This window comes from Geodermatophilus obscurus (assembly GCF_900143215.1).
In the GTDB taxonomy this organism is placed as follows: domain Bacteria; phylum Actinomycetota; class Actinomycetes; order Mycobacteriales; family Geodermatophilaceae; genus Geodermatophilus; species Geodermatophilus obscurus_A.
Window position 1 is genome coordinate 127686 of sequence record NZ_FRDM01000007.1, and the last position, 22151, is coordinate 149836.

General features: G+C 74.8%; 20 protein-coding genes and 1 riboswitch. Of the genes, 6 read left to right on the forward strand and 14 right to left on the reverse strand.

The window, feature by feature from the left end; translation table 11 throughout:
- Positions 1-118: 118 nt before the first annotated feature.
- Complete coding sequence (locus BUB17_RS09485) at positions 119-1975, forward strand: fibronectin type III domain-containing protein (protein WP_072916992.1); 1857 nt, start codon at positions 119-121, stop codon at positions 1973-1975.
- Between the two features lie 115 nt (positions 1976-2090).
- A complete protein-coding gene (locus tag BUB17_RS09490; RefSeq protein WP_072916994.1) occupies positions 2091-3494 on the forward strand; it encodes a glucose-6-phosphate dehydrogenase in 1404 nt (467 codons plus the stop codon).
- Positions 3495-3685: 191 nt separating this feature from the next.
- Here the strand turns inward: BUB17_RS09490 and groL are convergent, their stop codons facing one another.
- The 4 genes from groL to thrC form a co-directional block, all read right to left on the reverse strand.
- Positions 3686-5314, reverse strand: a complete 1629-nt coding sequence (gene groL / locus BUB17_RS09495; protein WP_072916997.1) for a chaperonin GroEL — start codon at positions 5312-5314, stop codon at positions 3686-3688.
- 253 nt (positions 5315-5567) lie between these two features.
- The gene (locus tag BUB17_RS09500) at positions 5568-6464 is read right to left on the reverse strand and encodes an SDR family NAD(P)-dependent oxidoreductase (RefSeq protein WP_072917001.1); all 897 of its coding nucleotides are present in this window, start codon (positions 6462-6464) and stop codon (positions 5568-5570) included.
- A 227-nt stretch (positions 6465-6691) separates the two neighbouring features.
- Positions 6692-6892: a cold-shock protein gene (locus BUB17_RS09505; protein WP_012946987.1), complete on the reverse strand. Its 201-nt coding sequence runs from the start codon at positions 6890-6892 to the stop codon at positions 6692-6694.
- 198 nt (positions 6893-7090) lie between these two features.
- Positions 7091-8410, reverse strand: a complete 1320-nt coding sequence (gene thrC, locus BUB17_RS09510) for a threonine synthase (RefSeq protein ID WP_083606223.1) — start codon at positions 8408-8410, stop codon at positions 7091-7093.
- Between the two features lie 12 nt (positions 8411-8422).
- Positions 8423-8552: riboswitch (SAM riboswitch) on the reverse strand.
- Positions 8553-8612: 60 nt separating this feature from the next.
- On the opposite strand from thrC, the gene BUB17_RS09515 reads away from it, so the two are divergent.
- Positions 8613-9434: an HAD family hydrolase gene (locus tag BUB17_RS09515; protein ID WP_072917004.1), complete on the forward strand. Its 822-nt coding sequence runs from the start codon at positions 8613-8615 to the stop codon at positions 9432-9434.
- Between the two features lie 36 nt (positions 9435-9470).
- Here BUB17_RS09515 and BUB17_RS09520 read toward each other — a convergent pair whose 3' ends face one another.
- The 6 genes from BUB17_RS09520 to BUB17_RS09550 all read right to left on the reverse strand — a co-directional run bounded on the left by BUB17_RS09520 (position 9471) and on the right by BUB17_RS09550 (position 17271).
- Positions 9471-10403, reverse strand: a complete 933-nt coding sequence (locus BUB17_RS09520; protein WP_244277084.1) for an ABC transporter permease — start codon at positions 10401-10403, stop codon at positions 9471-9473.
- The gene (locus tag BUB17_RS09525; protein WP_244277086.1) at positions 10400-13297 is read right to left on the reverse strand and encodes an alpha/beta fold hydrolase; all 2898 of its coding nucleotides are present in this window, start codon (positions 13295-13297) and stop codon (positions 10400-10402) included. Before BUB17_RS09525 ends, BUB17_RS09520 begins: the two co-directional genes overlap by 4 nt.
- 74 nt (positions 13298-13371) lie before the next feature.
- Positions 13372-14664, reverse strand: coding sequence for a LytR C-terminal domain-containing protein (locus BUB17_RS09530; protein WP_072917006.1), 1293 nt, complete (start codon positions 14662-14664; stop codon positions 13372-13374).
- Positions 14665-15278: 614 nt separating this feature from the next.
- Positions 15279-15647, reverse strand: coding sequence for a DUF3263 domain-containing protein (locus BUB17_RS09540; RefSeq protein ID WP_072917014.1), 369 nt, complete (start codon positions 15645-15647; stop codon positions 15279-15281).
- Between the two features lie 217 nt (positions 15648-15864).
- The gene (gene rarD, locus BUB17_RS09545) at positions 15865-16782 is read right to left on the reverse strand and encodes an EamA family transporter RarD (protein ID WP_072917255.1); all 918 of its coding nucleotides are present in this window, start codon (positions 16780-16782) and stop codon (positions 15865-15867) included.
- A gap of 57 nt (positions 16783-16839) precedes the next feature.
- Positions 16840-17271 (reverse strand): CBS domain-containing protein, encoded by a 432-nt coding sequence (locus tag BUB17_RS09550; protein ID WP_072917016.1) that lies wholly within the window; start codon positions 17269-17271, stop codon positions 16840-16842.
- Between the two features lie 92 nt (positions 17272-17363).
- Between BUB17_RS09550 and BUB17_RS09555 the strand changes: the two genes are divergently transcribed.
- Positions 17364-17774 (forward strand): DUF5313 family protein, encoded by a 411-nt coding sequence (locus BUB17_RS09555; RefSeq protein ID WP_072917019.1) that lies wholly within the window; start codon positions 17364-17366, stop codon positions 17772-17774.
- Between the two features lie 94 nt (positions 17775-17868).
- On the opposite strand, the gene BUB17_RS09560 is transcribed toward BUB17_RS09555, so the two are convergent.
- Positions 17869-18075 carry a dodecin gene (locus BUB17_RS09560; RefSeq protein WP_072917023.1) on the reverse strand — a complete coding sequence of 69 codons (207 nt, stop codon included), beginning with the start codon at positions 18073-18075 and terminating at the stop codon, positions 17869-17871.
- A gap of 197 nt (positions 18076-18272) precedes the next feature.
- Between BUB17_RS09560 and BUB17_RS09565 the strand changes: the two genes are divergently transcribed.
- Positions 18273-18701 (forward strand): hypothetical protein, encoded by a 429-nt coding sequence (locus tag BUB17_RS09565; protein ID WP_072917025.1) that lies wholly within the window; start codon positions 18273-18275, stop codon positions 18699-18701.
- Here the strand turns inward: BUB17_RS09565 and BUB17_RS09570 are convergent.
- Complete coding sequence (locus BUB17_RS09570; protein ID WP_072917028.1) at positions 18665-19375, reverse strand: response regulator transcription factor; 711 nt, start codon at positions 19373-19375, stop codon at positions 18665-18667. The genes BUB17_RS09565 and BUB17_RS09570 overlap by 37 nt on opposite strands.
- A 137-nt stretch (positions 19376-19512) precedes the next feature.
- Between BUB17_RS09570 and BUB17_RS09575 the strand changes: the two genes are divergently transcribed.
- Entirely contained in the window at positions 19513-20853 is a 1341-nt protein-coding gene (locus BUB17_RS09575; protein WP_072917258.1) for a sensor histidine kinase, read from the forward strand.
- A gap of 14 nt (positions 20854-20867) precedes the next feature.
- Here BUB17_RS09575 and BUB17_RS26775 read toward each other — a convergent pair whose 3' ends face one another.
- Both BUB17_RS26775 and BUB17_RS09585 read right to left on the reverse strand, forming a co-directional pair.
- Positions 20868-21239 carry a nuclear transport factor 2 family protein gene (locus BUB17_RS26775; RefSeq protein WP_072917031.1) on the reverse strand — a complete coding sequence of 124 codons (372 nt, stop codon included), beginning with the start codon at positions 21237-21239 and terminating at the stop codon, positions 20868-20870.
- Between the two features lie 239 nt (positions 21240-21478).
- Positions 21479-21943, reverse strand: a complete 465-nt coding sequence (locus BUB17_RS09585; protein WP_072917034.1) for a pyridoxamine 5'-phosphate oxidase family protein — start codon at positions 21941-21943, stop codon at positions 21479-21481.
- Positions 21944-22151: the final 208 nt, after the last annotated feature.

The following is a 22151-nucleotide window of genomic DNA, read 5'->3' on the forward strand; positions in this document are numbered from 1 at the left end:
GACCGTGACCCCCACGAGACCGGCCCACGACGGGTGTGGGGTCGGCGCGACTGCGGAGTAGGCGATGACGAGGACACGACCGACCCAGCACGGCGGTCGCGGGGGTGGGCACGGAGCTGTGGGTGCCCCCGCGTCGCGAGCGTCCCGATCCCCCAAGCGGCTGATCGCCGGCGGCCTGGCCGCCCTCACGGTCACCGGCGCTGCGGTGACCCTCGGGGGCATCGCCCAGGCCGGCAACCCGCCCCTGGGGCCGGGCAACATCGAGGTCTTCCCCAAGCGCGACATGGTGGCTCTCGAGGGCTACACCGACCAGGCCGGCGAGACGGCGACCGTCACCGTGAAGCGCAACGGCCAGCAGATCGGCATCGGCGAGGGGGTCATCGACGCGACCGGCTTCCTGGAGTTCAACCACCCGGGTGGCTCCTGCTGGACCGGCGTGACGCCCAACATCTCGGGCGGTGACCTGGTCGAGGTGCGGTTCAGCGAGACCGCCTTCACCGACGGCGCCTACGTCAGCTCGGCGAAGATCACCAGCGTCACGCACAGCGACTTCGCCGCGACACCGGCCGAGGGCGACGTCGAGGGCACGGTGACCATCAGCGGCACCTACGGCGACGACTTCGGCACGCGGTTCGACCTCTCGCGCTTCGTCGTCGAGGTGGTCAACCCCGAGATGCGCCGTCCCGACCCGTCCACGCCGCCCACCCTCATCGGTGAGCGGGCCATCGGCTGGACCCCGGTCGTCGACCCGGCCGAGCCCAACGGCGGCCCCGGCTACGAGGTCACGGGCAGCGCCGAGGGCGGCGCCTTCTCGGTCACCTTCGGCATGTACTCCGCCGCCGACGCCGAGCGCGTCCTCGACGGCGAGCACGTGGTGACCTCCTGGATGCAGGACGCGGGCGAGCTGGCCCTCGGCAACTCGCTGTACGAGTTCGGGGAGACCGACGGCCCCGGTTTCGGTGGCTGCCCGGCCGGCCCGGCCTCGCAGGCCCCGGTTCCGCCGACCAGCGTGGACGCCACCCGTAGCGGCACGGACGTCACGCTGACCTGGACGACCCCGGCCCAGCCGGTGGACGCCAACCCGGTCACCCAGTACCGGGTGGCCGCCGTCGACGGGGTCCACGGCCAGGAGATCGCCGTCCGCCAGGGCGCCGGCGAGGGCACCAACTCCGCGACCATCCACGGTCTGGTCGAGGGGCAGGCCTACGGGCTGATCCTCGAGGCCAACAACGGCCGGTGGAGCCCGGTGGTGCAGCTCGGCACGCTCAACGCCGACGGCACCATCACGCCGGCGACCGACCCGACCAACCCCGACACCACCGGGGGCGGCACGGGCGGTGACACGGGTGGTGACACCGGCGAGACCCCGACCGAGCCGGTCGTGGTCGCCCCGACGGCGCCTTCGCTCACCCGGGTGCTGGCCGGCCACGAGTCGGTCACGGCCGAGTGGACGGCGGCCCAGCCGGGCAACGCCACCAGCGCGATCACCGGCTACGAGATCGTGGCCACGCCGTCGGCGGCTGCTGACGGCACCGTGGGCACCCCGGTGACCGCACAGATCGCCGCCACGGCCACCTCGGGCACGGTGACCGGCCTGGTCAACGGCGTCGACTACACCGTCCAGGTGTTCGCCCTCGCCGGCGAGCAGCGCACGGGCAGCACCACGGCCTCGGGGGTCAACGCGACGGTCAAGGCCAACGACGTCGTCACCGTCGCCCGGGCCCAGTACCGCGCCGACAAGCGGGAGTACCGGATCTCGGGTACGGCGGGTGACACCACCGCCAACCGGGTGCACCTCCGGATCGGCGACGTCGCCGGGACCGGGTCGGTCATCCAGCTCAACGTCCCGGTCGCGGCCGACGGCACCTGGTCGGTCGACCTCCGGAACGGCCCGGTCCTGCCGACCACCAACCGGTTCAACGTCACGTCCGATTCCGGCGCCAGCTCGGTCGCCGCGATGACGCGGTCGCGCTGACCCGGCGTCGGGAGTCCCCGACGCCTGCACGACCCGAGGGCCCGTCCCCGCACACGCGGGGCGGGCCCTCGGCCTGCACGCGTGAGCCCGCTGCCACGCGGGCACACCGACGCGCGTGACCGACCTCCCCCCGACCGTCTTCGTCCTCTTCGGCGCCACGGGCGACCTGGCCCGCCGGATGGTGCTGCCGGCCTTCTTCGAGCTCGCCCAGCAGGGGCTGCTGCCGGAGGACTGGCGGCTGGTCGGCAACGGCCGCGGGGACGTCTCCCACGAGGACTTCGCCGGGCGGGTCCGCGACGCGCTCACCGAGTTCGGGCCGCACCCCGACCAGGGCCCGTGGGCGGAGTTCGCCACCCGGCTGCGCTTCGCCGGCGGCGGCTTCGAGGAGTCCGACCCCGGCAGCCTGCTCGACGTCCTCGGCGAGGCCCGCGAGGAGCTCGGCGGGCACCCGCAGCTGGTCCACTACCTCGCCGTCCCGCCGTCGGCCTTCGAGAAGCTGACCCGCGCGCTGCCGCAGCACGGGCTGACCGAGAGCGCCCGGGTGGTCTACGAGAAGCCCTACGGCACCTCGCCGGAGGGCTTCCGCGAGCTCGACGAACTCGTGCTGTCGGTGCTCGACGAGGAGCAGGTCTTCCGCATCGACCACTTCCTGGGCAAGGAGGGCACCCAGGACCTGCACGTGCTCCGCTTCGCCAACGCGCTGTTCCAGCAGGTCTGGCACCGCGACCACGTGGCGCAGGTGCAGATCGACGTCCCCGAGGACCTGGACGTCGCCGACCGCGCGGAGTTCTACGACGCCACCGGCGCGGCCCTCGACATGCTGGTCACCCACCTGTTCCAGGTGGCCGCCGAGGTGGCGATGGAGCCGCCGGCCAGCTTCTCCCCCGCCGACCTGCAGGCCGCCCGCGAGGGGGTGCTCGCCGCCTTCCGCCCGCTGGACCCCGACGAGGTGGTGCTCGGCCAGTTCGACGGCTACACCCACACCGAGGGCGTGGCCGACGACTCGCAGACCGACACCTACGTCGCCGCGCGGCTGTGGGTCGACAGCGACCGCTGGCGCGGCGTCCCGTTCCTGCTGCGCACCGGCAAGCGGATGGCCGCGAGCGAGCAGCGGGTGAGCCTGCTGCTGCGCCGTCCGGAGGGCCCGGTGACCGACATCCCGGGGCACGGCAACGTGCTGTCCCTGTCGCTGTCGGGGTCCGGCGCGGTGGACCTGCAGGTCGTCGCCAAGGAGCCCGGCCCCGACCTCTCCCTCGCCACGGCGACGGCGACGCTGCAGCTGGCCGACGTCCCCGGTGGGACGCCGCTGCCGCCCTACGTCTCCCTGCTGCACGACGTGCTCGTGGGCGACCGGTCGCTGTTCACCAGCAGCACGGGGCTGGCGCACGCCTGGCGGGCGTTCGCCCCGCTGCAGCAGCGGCCGCCACGGGTGCACCGCTACGCACCGGGCTCCTGGGGCCCGGCGGAGGCCGAGGTGCTGGCCGAGCCGTGCGGCTGGCTGCTCGGCGGACGGAACTGACGCCCAGGTGTGCTGAGGCGCGGGCAAGGCTGCCCCCGCCCGGTCCACGGACCTCTGCCTCGACGCCGACAGGGGCGGCCCCGCGAGTGCGGGACCGCCCCTGCCGGGCAGTGCTGGTGACTTGCTGGGTTGGCCCCTCTGCAGGGTCCCGCGCCGAGCGTGCGAGGCGTGGGGGGCAGAGGGGTCCTTTCTCAGAAGTCCATGCCGCCCATGCCGCCGTCGCCGCCCGGCATCGCCGGGGCGGACTTCTCCGGCTTGTCGGCGATGACGGCCTCGGTGGTGAGGAAGAGCGCCGCGATGGAGGCGGCGTTCTGCAGCGCCGAGCGGGTCACCTTGGCGGGGTCGATGATCCCGGCCGCGACGAGGTCCACGTACTCGCCGGTGGCGGCGTTGAGGCCCCAGCCGGTGTCGGAGTTGCGGACCTTCTCCGCGACGACGCCGCCCTCGAGGCCGGCGTTGATGGCGATCTGCTTCAGCGGCGCCTCGAGCGCGACGCGCACGATGTTGGCACCGGTGGCCTCGTCACCCTCGAGCTCGAGCTTGTCGAACGCGACGGCGGTGGCCTGCGCCAGGGCGACGCCACCACCGGCGACGATGCCCTCCTCGACGGCGGCCTTGGCGTTGCGCACCGCGTCCTCGATGCGGTGCTTGCGCTCCTTGAGCTCGACCTCGGTCGCGGCGCCGGCCTTGATGACGGCGACGCCACCGGCCAGCTTGGCCAGGCGCTCCTGCAGCTTCTCGCGGTCGTAGTCGGAGTCCGACTTCTCGATCTCGGCGCGGATCTGGTTCACCCGGCCGGCGATCTGGTCGGTGTCACCGGCGCCCTCGACGATCGTCGTCTCGTCCTTGGTGACGACGACCTTGCGGGCGCGGCCCAGCAGGGAGACGTCGGCGGTGTCGAGCTTGAGGCCGACCTCCTCGCTGATGACCTGGCCACCGGTGAGGATGGCGATGTCGGTCAGCATGGCCTTGCGACGGTCGCCGAAGCCCGGGGCCTTGACGGCAACGGACTTGAACGTGCCGCGGATCTTGTTGACCACCAGGGTCGCCAGGGCCTCGCCCTCGACGTCCTCGGAGATGATGGCCAGCGGCTTGCCCGACTGCATGACCTTCTCCAGCAGCGGGAGCAGGTCCTTGACCGAGCTGATCTTGCTGTTGACGACGAGCACGTACGGGTCGTCGAGGACGGCCTCCATGCGCTCGGCGTCGGTGACGAAGTAGGGCGAGATGTAGCCCTTGTCGAAGCGCATGCCCTCGGTGAGCTCGAGCTCGAGGCCGAAGGTGTTGCTCTCCTCGACGGTGATGACGCCTTCCTTGCCGACCTTGTCCATCGCCTCGGCGATGAGCTCACCGATGGCGGTGTCGGCGGCGGAGATCGACGCGGTGGCGGCGATCTGCTCCTTGGTCTCGACGTCCTTGGCCGTCGAGAGGAGGTACTCGGTGACCGACTCGACGGCCTTCTCGATGCCCTTCTTCAGGGCCATCGGGTTGGCGCCGGCGGCGACGTTGCGCAGACCCTCGCGGACGAGCGCCTGGGCGAGCACGGTGGCGGTGGTGGTGCCGTCACCCGCGACGTCGTCGGTCTTCTTCGCGACCTCCTTGACGAGCTCGGCGCCGATCTTCTCCCACGGGTCCTCGAGCTCGATCTCCTTGGCGATGCTCACACCATCGTTGGTGATGGTGGGGGCACCCCACTTCTTCTCGAGGACGACGTTGCGGCCCTTCGGACCGAGGGTCACCTTGACGGCGTCGGCGAGGGTGTTCATGCCCCGCTCGAGGCCGCGGCGAGCCTCTTCCTCGAAGGCGATCATCTTGGCCATGTGGTGATGTCCTCCATGCATGGATCGCTGCACGGCCGGGACCGGCGCCCGCGACGGACGACACCGGTGGCGCGGGCACTCCGTCGGCCCGTACACCAGTGCCTCACCGTTCCGACCTGATTGGCACTCGGCACTGTCGAGTGCCAGCCCGAGTCTGGCACTCGCCCCTGCCGAGTGCAAGAACGGGGGGACGGCGGCCGGTGTTCCGGTGCCGGGGGACGGCGCGGGCAGGAGCGGAGGTGTCCCCCGGGGCTCAGCGGGGCGGCGTCCCGCCGGAGACCTCAGCGGTCGGCACGGGCACCGGCCCCCCGTCAGCCGTGGGGCCCTCGGGACGACGGGCCGCGACGGCGGCCAGCACCCGCAGCACCAGCGACGGGGACAGGCGCATGAGCCGCCACATCACCCGGGCCTGGCGCGGCGCCACGATGAGCGGCCGGTTGCGGTCGATCCCGCGGAGGACGTCGGCGGACAGGGCCTCGGCGCTGTACAGCCGCCCACCGCTGAACCGGGTGACCAGCTCGCGTGCGTCGATCGCCTCGACGGTGGGCACCCGTGGCAGGTCCGCAGGCAGCCCCTTGTCGAGGATCGGCGTGTCCACACCGCCGGGGCAGACCACGCTCACCCGGACCCCCCGTGGGGCGCCCTCTGCCCGCAGGCTCAGGGACAGTCCGACGACCGCCCACTTCGTCGCCGCGTACGGAGCCGAGCCGGGTGACGGCAGGAGACCGGCCAGCGACGCGGTGTTGACGATGTGGCCGTGCCCCTGCCGCACCATCAAGGGGTAGGCGGCCTGCACCCCGTGGACGACTCCCCGCAGGTTGACGTCGACGGCCCGGTCCCAGTGCGCCGGACTCAACTCCTCCACCGGCCCACCCATCCCGATGCCGGCGTTGTTGAACAGCAGGTCCAGCCGGCCGTGCCGCTCCGCGGTCCCGTCGACCAGCTCGGCGACGGCGTCGGCGTCCCGCACGTCGACGCCGACCGCCGTCGCCGCCCCCGGCCCCTCCGCGCCCAGGCGCGCCGCGACCTCGGCCGCCGCGTCCCCGTCGACGTCGGCGAGGACGACCACGTCCCCGCGTCGCACCAGCGCGGCCGCCAGCGCCCGTCCGATGCCGGACGCCCCACCGGTGACGATCACGATCCGTGACACGGCCCCTCCCCGCCCGGCCGGTGCCCGACGGGCACACCGGGCCGAGCCTCCCGCGCGCCCGGACGGAGAGCACGGCCCACCGGCCCGCGAACTCGTCGGCACCGGCTCCTGCGGACCGGCCCACGGCGTGGCGAGCCACCCCGTCACGGGGCGCGACGAGACGGAACCCGCCGGACACGCCGGAGGCCCGGCCCCCCGTGAGGGGCCGGGCCTCCGGCGGACTCAGGTCAGGCGCTGCGCACGGCGTCGGCCTGGGGGCCCTTCTCGCCCTGCACGACCTCGAAGGTGACCCGCTGGCCCTCGTCGAGGCTCTTGTAGCCGTCCATCTGGATGGCCGAGTAGTGGACGAAGACGTCCTGGCCGCCGTCGACGGCGATGAAGCCGAAACCCTTCTCGGCGTTGAACCACTTCACGGTGCCCTGTGCCACGTGTGCTCCCACGTTTCGTGCGTGCGGACGGCCTCCCCACCGACCGGGGAGGCCGGGTCGAGCTCTTCCGCCCGTCGAACACGAACGTGGAACCGAACCGCGGGAGAACGTACAGCACGAAATGCCTGGTGAGACCAGACTCACGCACACGGCACACGCGATGGGGGGAGGGCGCTCCCGGAACTCACCCCCGGCAGGTCACCCGATGAGACCGGCCGCCCGGGCCGACGACAGCGACGGCGACACCCGGTGGGTCGGCCCGACGACGGGCTCCAGCGGGTCGAGGGTCTTCAGGCCCTCCCCGGTGTTCAGGATGACCGTCTCCTGCGCCGGGTCCAGCCGGCCGTTCTCGACCAACTGGCGCAGCACGGCGGTGGTGACGCCGCCGGCGGTCTCGGCGAAGACGCCGGTGGTGCGGGCCAGGTCGCGGATGCCCTGCACGATCTGGGCGTCGTCCACCCGCCCGACGGCACCGCCGGTGCGCCGGATCGCGTCGAGGGCGTACGGCCCGTCGGCGGGGTTGCCGATGTTCAGCGACTTGGCGATGCCGGTCGGCTTCACCGGCTTGACGACGTCCCAGCCGTTGTCGAAGGCGGTGGCGATCGGGTCGCAGCCGGCCGACTGGGCGCCGAAGATGCGCCACTCGGTGGCCTCGACGATGCCGGCGGCGGCCAGCTCGCGGAACGCCTTGTCCACCTTGGTGAGCAGCGAGCCCGAGGCCATCGGGATGACGACCTGGGCCGGGATCCGCCAGCCGAGCTGCTCGGCGATCTCGTAGCCCATCGTCTTGGAGCCCTCGGCGTAGTAGGGCCGGACGTTCTGGTTGACGAAGGCGGTGTCCTCGAACTCGTCGGTCTCGGCGAGCTCGCTGGTCAGCCGGTTGACGTCGTCGTAGGAGCCGTCGACGGCGACCAGCGTCTGCCCGTAGACGGCCGACTGCACGACCTTGCCGGGCTCGAGGTCCGAGGGGATGAAGACGAAGGAGGGCAGGCCGACGCGGGCGGCGTGCGCGGCCACCGAGTTGGCCAGGTTGCCGGTCGAGGCGGCCGCGATCTTGCTGTAGCCCAGCCGCCTGGCGGCGGTGGCCGCGAGGCTGACCACGCGGTCCTTGAACGAGTGCGTGGGGTTGGCCGAGTCGTCCTTGACCCACAGCCCGCCGGTCAGGCCCAGCTCGGCGGCCAGCCGGTCGGCGCGCACCAGCGGCGTCATGCCCGGGTCGAGGGTGACGCGGTCGGCCGGGTCCTGACCCACGGGGAGCAGGGCGGCGTAGCGCCAGATGTTCTGGGGGCCGGACTCGATCTGCTCTCGGGTGACCGCCCGCATCAGCTCCGGGTCGTAGTCGACCTCCAGCGGGCCGAAGCACTCGGCGCAGGCGTGCTCGGCGATGAGCCCGAAGGTGGCACCGCAGTTGCGACAGACCAGACCGCGGGCCGGGGACGGCGGAACGGGGCCGCCCGCGGCGGAGTCGGCCTGCAGGGCTGGGCTGGTCCTGGTGGAGCTGGGAGCGGTCAGGGTCATGCGACGACTACCTCCTCATCTTCCCCGCGTCGGGCCGTCGAGCCGCGCGGGACGGAATTGGCACCTTCCGCTGCGCTGACGCGCGGTGCGGCGGTTGCCGGGGCTTCGTCGGGCCGTGTCCCTCTGCCCCTCTGGATGAGTGGAACGCCGAGGACTCTACCCACGTCGCGGTCGTCGCAGCGGGTCGGGCCAGGATGGGCCGGTGAGCACGCGCGTCGTCTACACCGACCTCGACGGCACGATGGTCGGCCCCCGCGGCTCCTTCTGGCACACCGAGAGGCGTGAGCTGACCGCCGAGCCGGCGGCCACCCTGGTGGAGCTGCACCGCGCCGGCGTGGCACTCGTGCTGGTCAGCGGCCGCACCTTCGAGCAGGTGGTGGAGGCGGCGCGGATCTTCGCCGCCGACGGCGCCATCGCGGAGGTGGGCGCCATGATCAGCTGGGACGCCGCCCGGCAGACCCACCAGCTGACCGGCGAGCTGCCCGAGGAGTACGCGGGCCGCGCGCCGATGGCGGTGATGGCCGAGCTCGGAGTGGTCGACGCCCTGTTCGCCCAGTACCCCGGGCAGGTCGAGTGGCACGCGCCGTGGCACGCAACCCACCAGGCGGACGCCCTGCTGCGCGGCCGCCTCGACCCGCTGTCGGTGGACGCCTGGCTCGCCGAGCGCGGGCTGGGCTGGCTCACCCTCAAGGACAACGGGGCGCTGCCGCGCACGGCCCGCACCACGCTGGCACCCGCCGAGGCGCCGGCGCGGGTGTACCACCTGATGCCGCGCGGGATCACGAAGGGCGCGGCGATCGCCTGGGACCTCGAGCGGCGCGGCCTGACCCCGGCCGACGCGGTGGCCATCGGCGACAGCGTCAGCGACCTGGAGATGGCGCCGGCGGTCGATCGGCTGTGGATCACCGCGAACGGGGCGACGACCGACGGGATGGCCGACCTGCTGGCCGCCGTCCCCAACGTGACGGTGACCGACGCCGCCATGGGCGAGGGCTGGGCCCAGGCCGTCCGTGCCTCGCTGTGAGCTGTCCGGCCATCCCCGTGGGGATGGCCGGACAGCTCACGAGGTGACGTCCCGGCGGGAGAAGTGCCGGAACCCCAGCGCGGTGAACACCGCCGCGTAGACCAGGGACTGGACGACGCCGCGGAACAGGTCGCCGGAGTCGACGGGGGTCTGCAGCAGGTCGGTCCAGGCGAACTCCTCCGCGGTCGGGAAGTAGTCGCGGATGGAGCCCAGCTGCTCGACCTGGTCGAGGATCGCGAACACGAACATCGTGAACACCGCGCCGCCGACCGCGGCCAGCGGCGCGTCGGTCACGGTGGACAGCCAGAACGCCAGCGTGCCGACGACGAGCAGGTGGACGGCGAGGTAGCCGACCATCCCGGCCAGCCGCAGCAGCCCCTCCCCCTGGCCCAGCGTGACGCCGACCGGCGTCTGGACGGCATCGAAGCCGAACGCGATGCCGCCGGCGACCAGTGCGGTCACGACGATGGTGACCAGGGCGCCGACCGAGAGCACGAAGGCGGCCAGCCACTTCTGCCGCAGCAGCCGCATCCGCGGGACCGGCGTGGCCAGCGTGTAGCGCAGCGACCCCCACTGGGCCTCGCTGGCCACCGTGTCACCGAAGAACAGCGCGTAGACGACGACCAGGAAGAAGCTCGTCGTCGCGAAGAGCACGAACAGGGTGAAGTTCAGCCCGCTCGAGGTGGCGACGTCGACCAGGTTGATGCGGGCGTTCTCCTCCGCCTCCTCGGTGCCGCCCAGCTGGAGGGCAGCGATGAGGATCAGCGGCAGCGCCACCATGAGCACCAGGACCCCGAGGGTGCGCCGGCGCCTGAACTGGCGGCGCAGCTCGACCGACAGCCGCAGGGTGCGCTCGGGCCGGTAGCCGGCGACCGCCCCGGTCGGCTGCACGTGCTCGGGGTCCACGGCTGGACCCCGGCCTCGGTCGGCGGCGCTCCCGCGGCCGTCGTTCTCGCGGACGGTGCTCACGAGTCCTCCCCCACCAGTGCCAGGAACGCGTCCTCCAGCCGGCGGCGCGGCGTGAACGCGTCGACCGCGACACCGGCCGCGACCAGCGCCTGCAGCGCCGGCGCCCGGCCGGTGCCGTCGAGGTCGGCGACCAGCCCCTCGTCGGTGCGCTCGACCGTCACGCCGGGCAGCCCGGCCAGGACGGCGGCCGCCCGGTCGGCGTCGGCGTCGTCGGCCAGCCCGACCTGCACCGAGCCGCCGGTGCCGACGAGCTCCTCCACCGTGCCCTGGGCGATCTTCTGCCCCTTGGCCATGACGACGACGTGGCTGCAGGTCTGCTCGATCTCGCTGAGCAGGTGACTGGAGACGATCACCGTGCGGCCGGTCGCGGCGTAGGAGCGCAGCACCTCGCGCATGGCGTGGATCTGGGGCGGGTCCAGCCCGTTGGTCGGCTCGTCGAGCACCAGCAGGTCCGGCAGGCCGAGCATCGCCTGGGCGATCGCGACCCGCTGGCGCATGCCCTGGCTGTAGCGGCGCACCGGCCGGTCGATCGCGGCACCGAGGCCGGCGACCTCGATCGCCTCCTCCATGTGCGCGTCCTCGGCGGGCCTGCCGGTGGCGGCCCAGTACAGCCGCAGGTTGTCCCGGCCGGACAGGTGCGGCATCAGCCCGGTGCCCTCGACGAACGAGCCGAGCCGGGACAGCACCGGCGTGCCCGGGCGGATCTCGTGGCCGAAGACGGTGATCCGCCCCTCGGTCGGCCGGATCAGCCCCATGAGCATCCGCAGGGACGTCGTCTTGCCCGCGCCGTTGGGCCCGAGCAGGCCGAGCACCTGGCCGCGGCGCACCTCGAAGGAGAGGTCGCGGACGGCGACGAAACCGTCCTTGTAGGCCTTGGTGACGCCGGTGAAGCGCAGCGGCACGTCCTCGCCGTCGGGCTCGACGACCGAGACCCGCTTCCGTTGCCGGCGGCCCCAGAGGACGGCGGCCAGCCAGCCGAGCAGGCCCAGCGCGACCACGACGCCGAGCAGCACCCACCAGCGGGAGGTGCCGCTCGGGTCCTCGGTACGGCCGTCGACCTGCGGGACGGCGAGCGCGGCGGCGTCCCCGCCGGCGGCCAGGGCGACCGAGTAGACGGCGGCCTCGGCCGGCAGCGCGAAGGCCTGGTCGGTCGTGGAGACCACCACGCGCATCGTGTGGCCGGCCTCGAAGCGGTGCACGATCCCCGGCAGCGTGACGCTGACCTGCGTGGGTGCCGTGGGGTCGGCGGACAGGCCGGTGAGCGACAGCGGGGCCACCAGGCCCGCCGGGAGCGTCGCCGTCCCGTCGGGGGCGACGTCGTAGAGCTTGGCGAACAGGGTCGCCGAGCCGCCGGACGAGGCGACGGCGAGGTCGATCGTCGAGGCGCCGACGACCTCCACCGCCTCGTCGAGCGGCTCGCTCTCGAAGGCGGCGAACTGCCCGGGGATCTCGAACGACTGCCCCGCCAGCGCCGAGGCCACCGAGCCCAGCCCCGGGACGACGGTGATCGCGGCCGGCGTCCCCCCGGCGGGCGTGACGACCGGCTGCAGCGGCCCGTTGACGGCGATGGCCGAGCGCTGCGCGGGCTCGGTGCCGGCCAGGCCGGGGTACGCCGGTGCGGTCACGGTGCGGTTGCCCCCCTGGACGGTGCCGACCGTCGCGGTCACACCGGTCGGGGCGGGGAACTGGAAACCGGTGCCGGGATCCTCACCCTGGCCCCGCAGGTGCCAGTCGAACCAGCCGGCCACCTGCTCGCGCAGCTCCTCGGTGGTGCGCTCGGAGGCCTGGGTGTCGTGGCCGCCCTGGTACCAGACGACCTTCACCGGGGTGCCGTCGGCGGCGATGCCGCGGGCGTTGGCGTCGGCCTGGCCGAGACCGAACAGCGAGTCCTGGGTGCCCTGCACCAGCAGGGTGGGCGCCTCGATCCGGTCCAGGACCGGAGCCGGGCTGCTGCGGTCCAGCACGGCGGCGATCTCGGGGGTCAGCGTGCCGGTGGACGCCGCGGACTGGTAGGCCGCGCACACCTCGGCGGTGAAGCGGCCGCAGGTGAGCAGCTGCTCGACGGCCTGCGGGTCCACCGCCGCCGGGTCGATCGCCCCGAGGTCGGCGGGCAGGCCGGCGGGCGGTCCGCCGGCCGCGGCGGCGCCGTCGCCGTCCCCGTCGCCGTCCCCGCCGCCGAGCGCACCCAGCAGCCCGCCGCTGGGAGCCGACCCGACGCCGAAGAACAGCCCCGACCACAGCCGCTTGTAGACCCCGCCGTCCCGCGCCTGCGCCGTGGCCGCGACGGTGCCGACGGCGGGCTCGCCCAGCTGCGAGGGGAACAGGGCGGCGGTCAGCGAGTTCCAGGTGATCTGCGGGGCGATCGCGTCGACCCGGGCGTCGTAGCCGGCGCCGAGCAGGGCCAGCGCCCCGCCGTAGGAGGCCCCGGCGACGCCGACCCGCGGGTCGCCCTCAGCGTCGAGCAGCACGTCGTCCCGCGCGGCCAGCCGGTCCAGCAGCGCGGAGAGGTCGGCGACCTCGAAGCGCGGGTCGTTGAGCCCGATCCGGCCGGTGCTCTCCCCGAAGCCGCGCGCGGAGTAGGTGAGGACGACGTAGCCGCGCCCGGCGAGGTCGCGGGCGTCAGCGGCGGTGGAGTCCTTGCTGCCGCCGAAGCCGTGGGCGAGCACGACCGCCGGCGCGGGTTCGGCGGCGCTCGCCGAGGCGGGCAGGAACAGGGTGGTGTCCAGCTCGGCCGCGTCGGCGCCCTGGCCCACGGGGACCCGCGCCTCCTCGGTGGCGACGTCCTCGGCCGCCGCGGCCGGGGCCGGGGGCAGCAGCCCGGCCACGGCCAGGGTGAGCAGCAGGAGCAGGGCGGCGGACGTCGCGCGGGCGCCGGGGCGCGGGCGGGGACGCACGGGCCCGCGAAGGGGACGCACGGAGCCGCCAACGGACGGCCGCGCCCAGGGGTTCCGCAGGCGTCCGGGCGCGGTCAGGGCCGCCACTCGCCGGTGGTGACCACCACGAGACCCGGATCCGCGACGTCGGGGACCTCGAAGAAGCGCACCGCCGGGCCGCTGATCTGCGGGAACTGCTGCATCAGCTGGACGGCGGCGTCGTACTGGGCCTGGTCGCCCTCGGTGAAGTAGACGGTGGTCGTCGCGACGTCGGCACCCTGGTACTCGCCGACGCCCGCGGACTGCCAGCCACCGGTGGTCAGCTCGGCGGTGATGTCCCCGGCGAGGCCGGACACGCCGGTCGCGTTGAGCACGGTCACCGGCACGCGCACCGGCGCGGCGGGGGCGGCGTCGACCGGCGGCAGCGGCTGGACGTCCAGCGGCGGCAGGGCCGAGCTGGGGACGGCCGGCGCCGGCGCCGTGGGAGTCGGCTCGGTCGCGGTGCTGCGGGCGGCCTCCTGGGCCTCCGGCGAGGTGAAGGAGTAGACGCCGAGCACGACGAGGGCGACCACGGCCACGGCCAGCAGGCCCACCGCGACGCGGCGCACCCCGGAGCTGCGCGCCTCCTCCTGCCGGTTCGCGCGGACGACGCGCAGCCGCTCGGCCTCGGCGGCCTGGCGCTCCGCGCGGAAGGCGGCGCGGCCGCCCACGACCCCGGTGGAGCTCCCGGTGTCCGGCCCCCGGCGGTCGGGATCGCGGTCCTCGTCGCCGCGGTCCTCGTCGCCGCGGTCCTCGTCGCCGCGGTCCTCGTCGCCGCGGTCCTCGTCGCCGCGGTCCTCGTCGCCGTACCGGTCGTCGTCGTCATAGCGATCGTCGTCGTCATAGCGATCGTCGTCGTAGTTGTCGCCGTCGTACCGGTCGTCGTCGACCTCGTCGTCGTCCCAGGCGGGGGTGCGGTCCGGGATGGCCTCGGTCGCCGGCGCGGCCGCGCGCGAGGACCCGGCGGGGCTGCGGTCGGGGATCGCCTCGGTGGCCGGCGGCGGAGCCGGGGGTTCGTCCCGGGTCCGGGAGGGGCTGGTCCAGTCGCGGTAGCCCGCGGCGGCGCCGGCGGCCGGTGCCGCCGCCGGCGGCGCGCTCGACGACCAGGCCGGCTCGGACGAGTAGCCGGTCGGCGAGGCAGGCGGTGCGGCGTCGTCGGGCCACGACCGGACCCGGTCAGCGGCGCGACGGCGGGGCGTCCCGGCCGGCCGGCCGGCGGCAGGGGTCGGCTCGTCGACGGGGTCCGGGGTGGGGACCGCCTGGAACGGGGCGACGGTGGTGCGGGGACCGGCCTGCGGCGCGGGAGCCGGGGGTGCCGCGGCGGCGGAGGGTGGCACCGGCAGCCGCATGCGGGTCTCCGGCGCAGGCTCCGCGACACGGGGCCGGTCGGCGGGTGGAGCGGGTCGAGGCCGCTCGGCGGGTGGAGCGGGTTGGACCGCACCGGCGGCCGGCACCGGCACCGGCACCGGCACCGGCACCGGCCGGGCGGGGGCACTGACGCGACCGGGACCCGGCGAGGGAGCGCCGGGCCGACCGGCCCCCGCGGCGGGGGCCGCGGAGCGACCGGCGCCCGCGGCGAGGGCGCCGGCGCGGGTGGCGCCCGGCGCCGGACGGGGCGGCCCACCGGCCGGGATGCCCGGACGGGCGGTGGAGCCGGCGCCGCGCGGTGACGCGGGAACGGCGGGGCGGGCGGGTGCGGCGGCGCGGACCGGTACCGCAGGGGGCGCCGGCCGGCCCTGCGCAGCACGCCGGCGGCCCGGGTCCACACCCGCGTCGAGCAGGCCGTCACGCCGGCGGTCGGCGCGGCTGCGACTGGGCGCGGTCGGGTGGTCGCTCGTCGGGTTCTCGGCCGGGGGCGTGCTGTGCGGGCCGTCGGTGCGGCGCCGACCGTGCGGAACCGGGGCGCTCCCCCGGTCCGTTCCGTCACCGCCTGATGCGGCATGCCTGCCCACGGTGAGCAAATCTAGATGCCGCGGCCCCCGTTGCCCAGCAACTGAGACGATCGCCGCTGTCCGCGCGCGGCGCGCAGCCGGCGCAGCCGCCGGACCAGCAGCGGGTCGGCCTCCAGCGCCGCCGGCCGGTCGACCAGGGCGTTCAGCAGTTGGTAGTAGCGCGTCGGCGCCAGGCCGAAGCGCTCGCGGATGGCCGTCTCCTTGGCACCGGGCCGGCGCCACCACTGCCGTTCGAAGGCGAGCACCTCGTGCTCGCGGCGGGTGAGGCCGGCGGACCGGGCGGCGGGGTCGGGGACGTATGCGGTGGACGGGTCGGCCGCCGGGGGAAGAGGCACCTCGCCCCCCGGCGGGGAGACCGCGGGAGCTGGTTCGGCAGACACGGGACTACCTCCTTGAGGACACCCCCGACGGTAGTCCCGCCCACCGACATCCCGGGCCGCCGGCGCCGCCTCGCAGAGAGCAGGACCCGTCCTCCTCGCCGTGGGAGGACCCCGTCCCTCCACATCCCTCGCAGGCTCGGGACGAGCCTCCGGACGGGGCCTGCGGCGAGCCTCCGAATGGGGCCTGAGCCGAGACTGCGAGTGACGGGGGTCCTCCTCAGACCGGTGCGGGCGCGGCCTCCGCCGTCCGTCGGCGGGCTCCGGCGCGGGCGCTGCGCAGGCTGTCGACGGTGAAGACGGCCAGCGCCACCCAGACGATGACGAATCCGGCCAGCCGCGCCGGCGGCATCGGCTCGGCGTAGACGAAGACGCCGATGGCCAGCTGCATCAGCGGGGTGACGTACTGCAGCAGCCCCACCGTGGACAGCGGGATGCGCCGGGTCGCGCCGGCGAACAGCAGCAGCGGGACGGCGGTTGCCACCCCGGAGCTCAGGAGCAGCAGCAGGTGGCCGGTGCCGGCGCTGCCCGCCGTCCCCTCGCCTCGCACGTGCAGGACGGCGAGCACCGCCACCGCGGGGACGACGACCAGCGCGGTCTCCACGAACAACCCCGGCGCGGCCGCGACGCGCACCAGCTTCTTCATCAGCCCGTACAGGCCGAAGGTGACCGCCAGCGTCAGGGCGATCCACGGCGGCCGGCCGTAGTCGACGGTGAGCACGCCCACCGCGACCGCGGCGATGCCGACGGCCACCCACTGCAGCCGGCGCAGCCGCTCGGCGAACACCACGACGCCGAGCAGCACGCTGACCAGCGGGTTGATGAAGTAGCCCAGCGAGGTCTCCACCACGTGCCCGGAGTTGACGCCGTAGACGAAGACCAGCCAGTTGGCGGCGATGAGCACCGCGGCGCCGGACAGCACCAGCAGCGCGCGGCGGTCGGCGACCGTCGCGCGCACCTGCGGCCAGGCGCGCAGGGCCGTCAGCAGGACGGCGACGAAGAGCAGCGACCAGACCACCCGGTGGGCCACGATCTCCACCCCGCCGGCCGGCTCGAGCAGGGGGAAGTACAGCGGGAACAGCCCCCAGAGGCCGTACGCGGCCAGACCGGAGGCGACCCCGGCGCGCCGCTCGTCCACGTACCGCACGCTACGCCCGGCGTCGTTGCGCCGGTCAACGGGTTTGCCGGACGGCGCTCATCCCGTCTGGATGTAGTCGACGAGCTGGGCGCGCTCCTCCTCCAGCTCGTCGAGCCGGGCCTTGACCACGTCGCCGATGGAGACGATCCCGACCAGCGCGCCGCCCTCGACGACCGGCACGTGCCGCACCCGGTGCTGGGTCATCGTGCGGGCCAGCTCCTCGACGCCCGCGCCCGGGACGCAGGTGTGCACCTGCCCGGTCATCACGCTGGAGACCGGGTCGGCGAGCAGGCCGGCGCCGCGCTCGTGCAGCGCCCGGACGACGTCCCGCTCGGAGACGATCCCGTCGACGCTGCGGCCGTCGGCCGAGACGACGAGGGCGCCGACCCCGTGCTCGGCGAGCAGGGCCAGCGCGGTGCGGACACTGGCGGTGGCGTCGACCGTGGCGACGCCGACCCCCTTGCGGCGGAGCAACTGACTGATGTGCATGCCGGACCTCCTCGCCGTCGGGTCGCGCGGGGCAGAGTGTGCTCTCGCCCACAGGCCCCCGGCAACGCCCTTCCCGGCCTACCGTCGTCGGTGTGCGAACCCTCACCGCCGCGCGCCGGCCCACCGCGCTGCAGTGGGTGCGCTATGCGCTGGGTGGCCGGCTCCCCTCCGACCTCTCCCCGTGGGTGCTGGCCGACACGACCGAGCCCGGCTGGGCTCGCCGTCACCTGACCCGGGCCGTGGTGCAGCTGCTGCCGGTGCTGGTGCTCTGCCTGGCCGTCGTCCCCGTGCCGCTGGTCTACCGGCTCTCCGCCGCCGCGGGTGGGCTGCTCATGGGGCTGGTCTTCTCCAGCGCGTTCATGGTCGAGACCACCGAGCACCGGGTCGCCAAGGCCGGCTACCCGCCGGGCACGGCGGCGCGCATCCGGGCCGAGCGCCACGAGCGGGAACAGGTCGAGCGCCGCTCCCCCTACCGGCGGGACGGCGCTGGCAGCTTCGACTGAAGAGGGACCACCCTTCCCCCACGCCTCGCACCCTCGGCGGCCTCCCTGCAGGGTCCCGCCGCGAGCTCGCGAGTCCGCGGGGCAGGGGGTCCTCCTACTCGACGCGGAAACCGATCGCCAGCCGCACCTGGAAGTAGTTGACGTCGCCGTCGACGACCTGACCGCGGATCTCCTTGGTCTCGAACCACTCGATCTGCCGAACGGTCTGCGCGGCCTTGCGGATCGCGGTGCGGATGGCGTCGTCGACGCTCGTCTGACTGCTGCCGACGATCTCGCTCAGCCGGTACACGTGGTCGGACACGGCAGCCTCCTGGGCTCGGCTCGCCGGCGCCGTCGTCTCGCCGCCGGCCGGGCGCCACGCTAGCGGCGCCGGCCCCGGCCCACCACGCGACGGTCCTTGACCAACTTCTTGCCCGCCGCTGGCTCACCGCTGGCCACCCACCCCCTAACGTCGGAGTCGCTCCTCTCCAGCCCCTCGGACACAGTGGCAGGACGGCGATGACGGATCTGCACCTCGTGGTCGGCGGTCTCCTGACCCGGGATCCGCTGCTCGCGACCCTGCTGCTCAACCACGCCGCCGGGCTGCAGTGCGAGCAGCTGCCGGTGCCGTCCTCGATCGTCCCGAGCTGGGCGGCCGACGACCGCCCGGGGGCTCCGGCCGACGGTGAGCTGCTCACCGTCGAGGCCTTCGTGTCCCGGGACACCCCCTGCCCGCACCGCTGCCTCGACGACGTCCTGGACACGGTGCACGCCGTCCTGACCGGCGGTCCGGTCCGCGCGGAGCGGCTGGACGACGGGGTCCCGGACATCGGCAGGGGGACCGTCTCCCGTTCCGCGACCTGGGCACTGGCCCCGGTCGCCGTCGGCGTCCTCGGGCACCCCGCGGCCGGCTACCGCCCGCCGGGGGCCGCCAGCTCCAGCCGGTAGCCGTGTCCCCGCACGGTGACGATCTGCGGGACCCGGCGGCCGGGCGGCGCGACCTCCTGCAGCTTGCGTCGCAGCGCCGCGACGTGGACGTCGAGGGTCTTCGTCGACCCGAACCAGTTCTCGTCCCAGACGTCGGCCATCAGCTGCTCGCGGCTGTGCGCCACCTCGGGCTGGGCGGCCAGCCGCGCCAGCAGGTCGAACTCCTTGGGCCGCAGGTGCACCTCCCCGCCCGCGACCGTGACCCGGTGCCGGGCGACGTCGACCACCAGGTCGCCCACGGCGCGGACGGCGGGCCCCGTCGTCCCGCTCCCGCCGCGGCGCAGGTGCGCCCGGATGCGGGCGTGCAGCTCGGCCAGCCGGACGGGCTTGACCAGGTAGTCGTCGGCGCCCGCCTCCAGCCCGACGACGACGTCCATCTCCGCCGACCGCGCCGTCAGCATCACCAGCACGCACCCCGGCTGGGCCACCCGCAGCTGCCGGCACACCGCCACGCCGTCGAGGTCGGGCAGCCCGAGGTCGAGCAGGACGAGGTCGACCGCGCCGGCGGCGGCACGGGCCAGGCCGCCGGCGCCGGTGCGCTCCCAGGCGACCTCGTAGGCGTGGCTGCGCAGGCTCGACACCAGCGCCTCGCCGATGGATGCATCGTCCTCGACCAGCAGGACCCGACCGGCCATGCGGGCATCGTGGCACCGCCTCCCGCACTCCGGGACCGGTCGCGCCGCGGCAGGAAGCGGTGACAGCGCCGGGGCGGCGGGGCACCCTGGCGCTCCCGAGCACCGTGCCCGCCGACCGCGGAACGGAGACCACGCCCGTGCGCACCCGGATCGTCGCCCTGGCCGTCCTGGCCTCCGTGCTCGCCACCTGCCTGTTCGCCGTCCCGCTGGCCGTGGGGGTACTGCAGTACGCCGCGCAGCACGAGCGCGGGCACCTCGTCCGCGTCGCCTCCGACGTGGCGATCGACGTGTCCGGGGACGTGTACGACGACGACCCCGTCGACCCGGACGACATCGACCTCGAGGAGGACGACTACTCCGTGGCCGTCTACGACGACGACGGCGACCGGCTGGCTGGCGGGGTTCCCGGCGAGCACCGCCGGATGCTGTCGCAGGCGCTCGACGGCGAGGTGAGGACCCGGTCGCAGGACGACCTCCTCGTCGCCGCCTTCCCCATCACGCACTCCGACGACGTGGTCGGGGCCGTGCTCGTCACCACCCCACGCAGCACCGTGCTGGACCAGGTCGCCCTCATCTGGGCGGGGATGGCGGGGTTGGCGGCCACTGCGGTGGCGATCACCTTGCTGGTGGCGCGCGGGCAGGCATGGCGGCTCGCCCGGCCTCTCGAGGACCTGGAGGAGAGTGCCCGCCGGCTCGGGGACGGCGACTTCAGCGTCCGCACGCGCCGCGGCGGGATCGAGGAGATCGACGCCGTCGGCGCCGCGCTGGACACGACCGCCATCCGCCTGGACGACCTGCTCGCCCGCGAGCGGGCGTTCTCCGCCGACGCCTCGCACCAGCTGCGGACCCCGCTGGCCGGCATGCGGCTGCGGCTGGAGGCGGCGCTGGAGCGGACGGACGCCGACCCCCGGCAGGCGATCGCCGCGAGCCTGGTCGACGCCGACCGCCTCGAGGCGATCATCGACGAGCTGCTCGGCCTGGCCCGCGCGGGACAGGCCGCGTCGGCCGGCCCGGTCGACCTCGACGCGCTGCTCGGCGAGGTGGGGCCGGAGTGGGCTGCCCGGCTGGCCCTGCACGGCCGCGACCTGGCGGTCCGGGTCGATCCCGGCGCCCCGGACGCGCGGGCGTCGGGCGCGGCGGTCCGGCAGGTGCTGGGCGTGCTGGTCGACAACGCCACCACGCACGGCCGCGGAACGGTCACCGTCACCGTGCGGGAGGCGGCCGGTGCCGTGGCGGTCGACGTCTCCGACGAGGGTCCCGGCGTCCAGGACCCGGAGGGCGTGCTGTTCTCCCGCCAGGCCGACCGCCGGGACGGGCACGGCATCGGCCTGGCCCTGGCCCGCCGGCTCGTCGAGGCCGAGCAGGGCCGGCTCACCCTGACGAGCGCGTCGCCGCCCGTCTTCACGATGTTGCTGCCCGCCACGTCCACCGGGGCACGCGAGGACGACGCCGTCCCGGCCCGGCAGCGCGGCGGCTGAGCGCGGACCTGCGGTCAGCCGACGGCGGCGGCGCGGTGCTCCGGCGGCTGCTCCCCACCGACGGTCACCCAGTACTCGACGCCGTCGTGCAGCAGTCCGTCCCGGACCGTCCAGAAGGCCGCGCAGCGGAACACCTCCGCCCCGGCGACGATCTCCACCTCCGCGGCGGACGCCGACGCGTCGCCGACCACCCGGAGGACCCGCAGTTCGCCCCACGGCTCGGGATAGTCCCGCTGCAGGCCGATCACCTGCCGCCGGCCGACGAGCCGCTCCTCGGTGGCCGGCATCCGCAGTCGCGCCTCCGGGTGCAACAGCGCGGCCGCCGCGTCCCAGTCGCGCTCCTGGTAGCGCTCGTACAGCGCCCTGACCAGCTCGTCCCCACGCACGTGCCGGACGGTAGAGGGTCCCGGTGACCGTGGGCGATGACGCACGGCGGCCCCGGCGCTCCCGCAGCAGCAGCCGGCAGGCGACCCACCACACCCCGACGGCGAGCACGCTGCCGGCGGCGAGGAGCACCGTCGGCTCGGTCGTGAGGACCGCGGCGGCCAGCGTGCCGGCGAGCCGGCCAGCGGGCCCGTCCCGAGCGCGGCGACCCACGCCAGGGCGCGCAGCAGCCGCTGGGCCACTACCGGCGCTCCCGCCGGGTGAGACCACGGCCTTCGTGCCAGCTCTCGACCACCAGGTGGTCGGCCGGCTCGCCCATGCGGACGACGACGAGCTCGCTGATGTCCAGCCGGAACAGGTGCGAGCGGGCCTGGTCCGGGCCGTTCACCGCCTCCACCAGCGCCGGATCGAGCACCTCTTCGGCGCGGCCGGCGACCTTGGCGTCGCCGGTCCAGGCCGGCGGGTCCACCGAGGCGCTGTGCAGCGCGAACCGCGGATCCCGGCGCAGATCCAGCGCCTTGACGGAGCGCTCCATGCAGCCGAGCCACAACTGTCCGTCGCGCAGCTCCACCTCGGTGCCGCTGATCCGCGGCGCGCCGTCCCGGCGCAGCGTGGCCAGCGTCTTGTGCCGACCGGCCGTGAGGAACACCTCCGCCCGGGACAGCAGCTCCGGCACCTGCTGCGCGACCGCTCCCCAGCTGGGCATGTGTCCTCCTGGCGCGAAGGGCTCTCGGGTCGACGTCGCGTCGGCCGGGCTCAGCCGGTGGCCGACACCGGGTCCCGACCGAAGGCGGCCAGCACCCCGCCCGGCCCGGTGGCGACGGCCAGGTCCCAACCGGTCACCAACGGCTCGACGAGGGCCGGATCCACGACCTCCCTTCTCCTCCGTCTGCGCGGGACGCTAGGTGGGCGCC

Bases quoted from the DNA above. Each gene is read 5' to 3' on its own strand.
- groL (WP_072916997.1), bottom strand. From the start codon at position 5,314: ATGGCCAAGATGATCGCCTTCGAGGAAGAGGCTCGCCGCGGCCTCGAG.
- thrC (WP_083606223.1), bottom strand. From the start codon at position 8,410: ATGACCCTGACCGCTCCCAGCTCCACCAGGACCAGCCCAGCCCTGCAG.
- BUB17_RS09530 (WP_072917006.1), bottom strand. From the start codon at position 14,664: ATGCGGCTGCCGGTGCCACCCTCCGCCGCCGCGGCACCCCCGGCTCCC.
- BUB17_RS09550 (WP_072917016.1), bottom strand. From the start codon at position 17,271: ATGCACATCAGTCAGTTGCTCCGCCGCAAGGGGGTCGGCGTCGCCACG.
- BUB17_RS09565 (WP_072917025.1), top strand. From the start codon at position 18,273: ATGACGGATCTGCACCTCGTGGTCGGCGGTCTCCTGACCCGGGATCCG.
- BUB17_RS09570 (WP_072917028.1), bottom strand. From the start codon at position 19,375: ATGGCCGGTCGGGTCCTGCTGGTCGAGGACGATGCATCCATCGGCGAG.
- BUB17_RS09585 (WP_072917034.1), bottom strand. From the start codon at position 21,943: ATGCCCAGCTGGGGAGCGGTCGCGCAGCAGGTGCCGGAGCTGCTGTCC.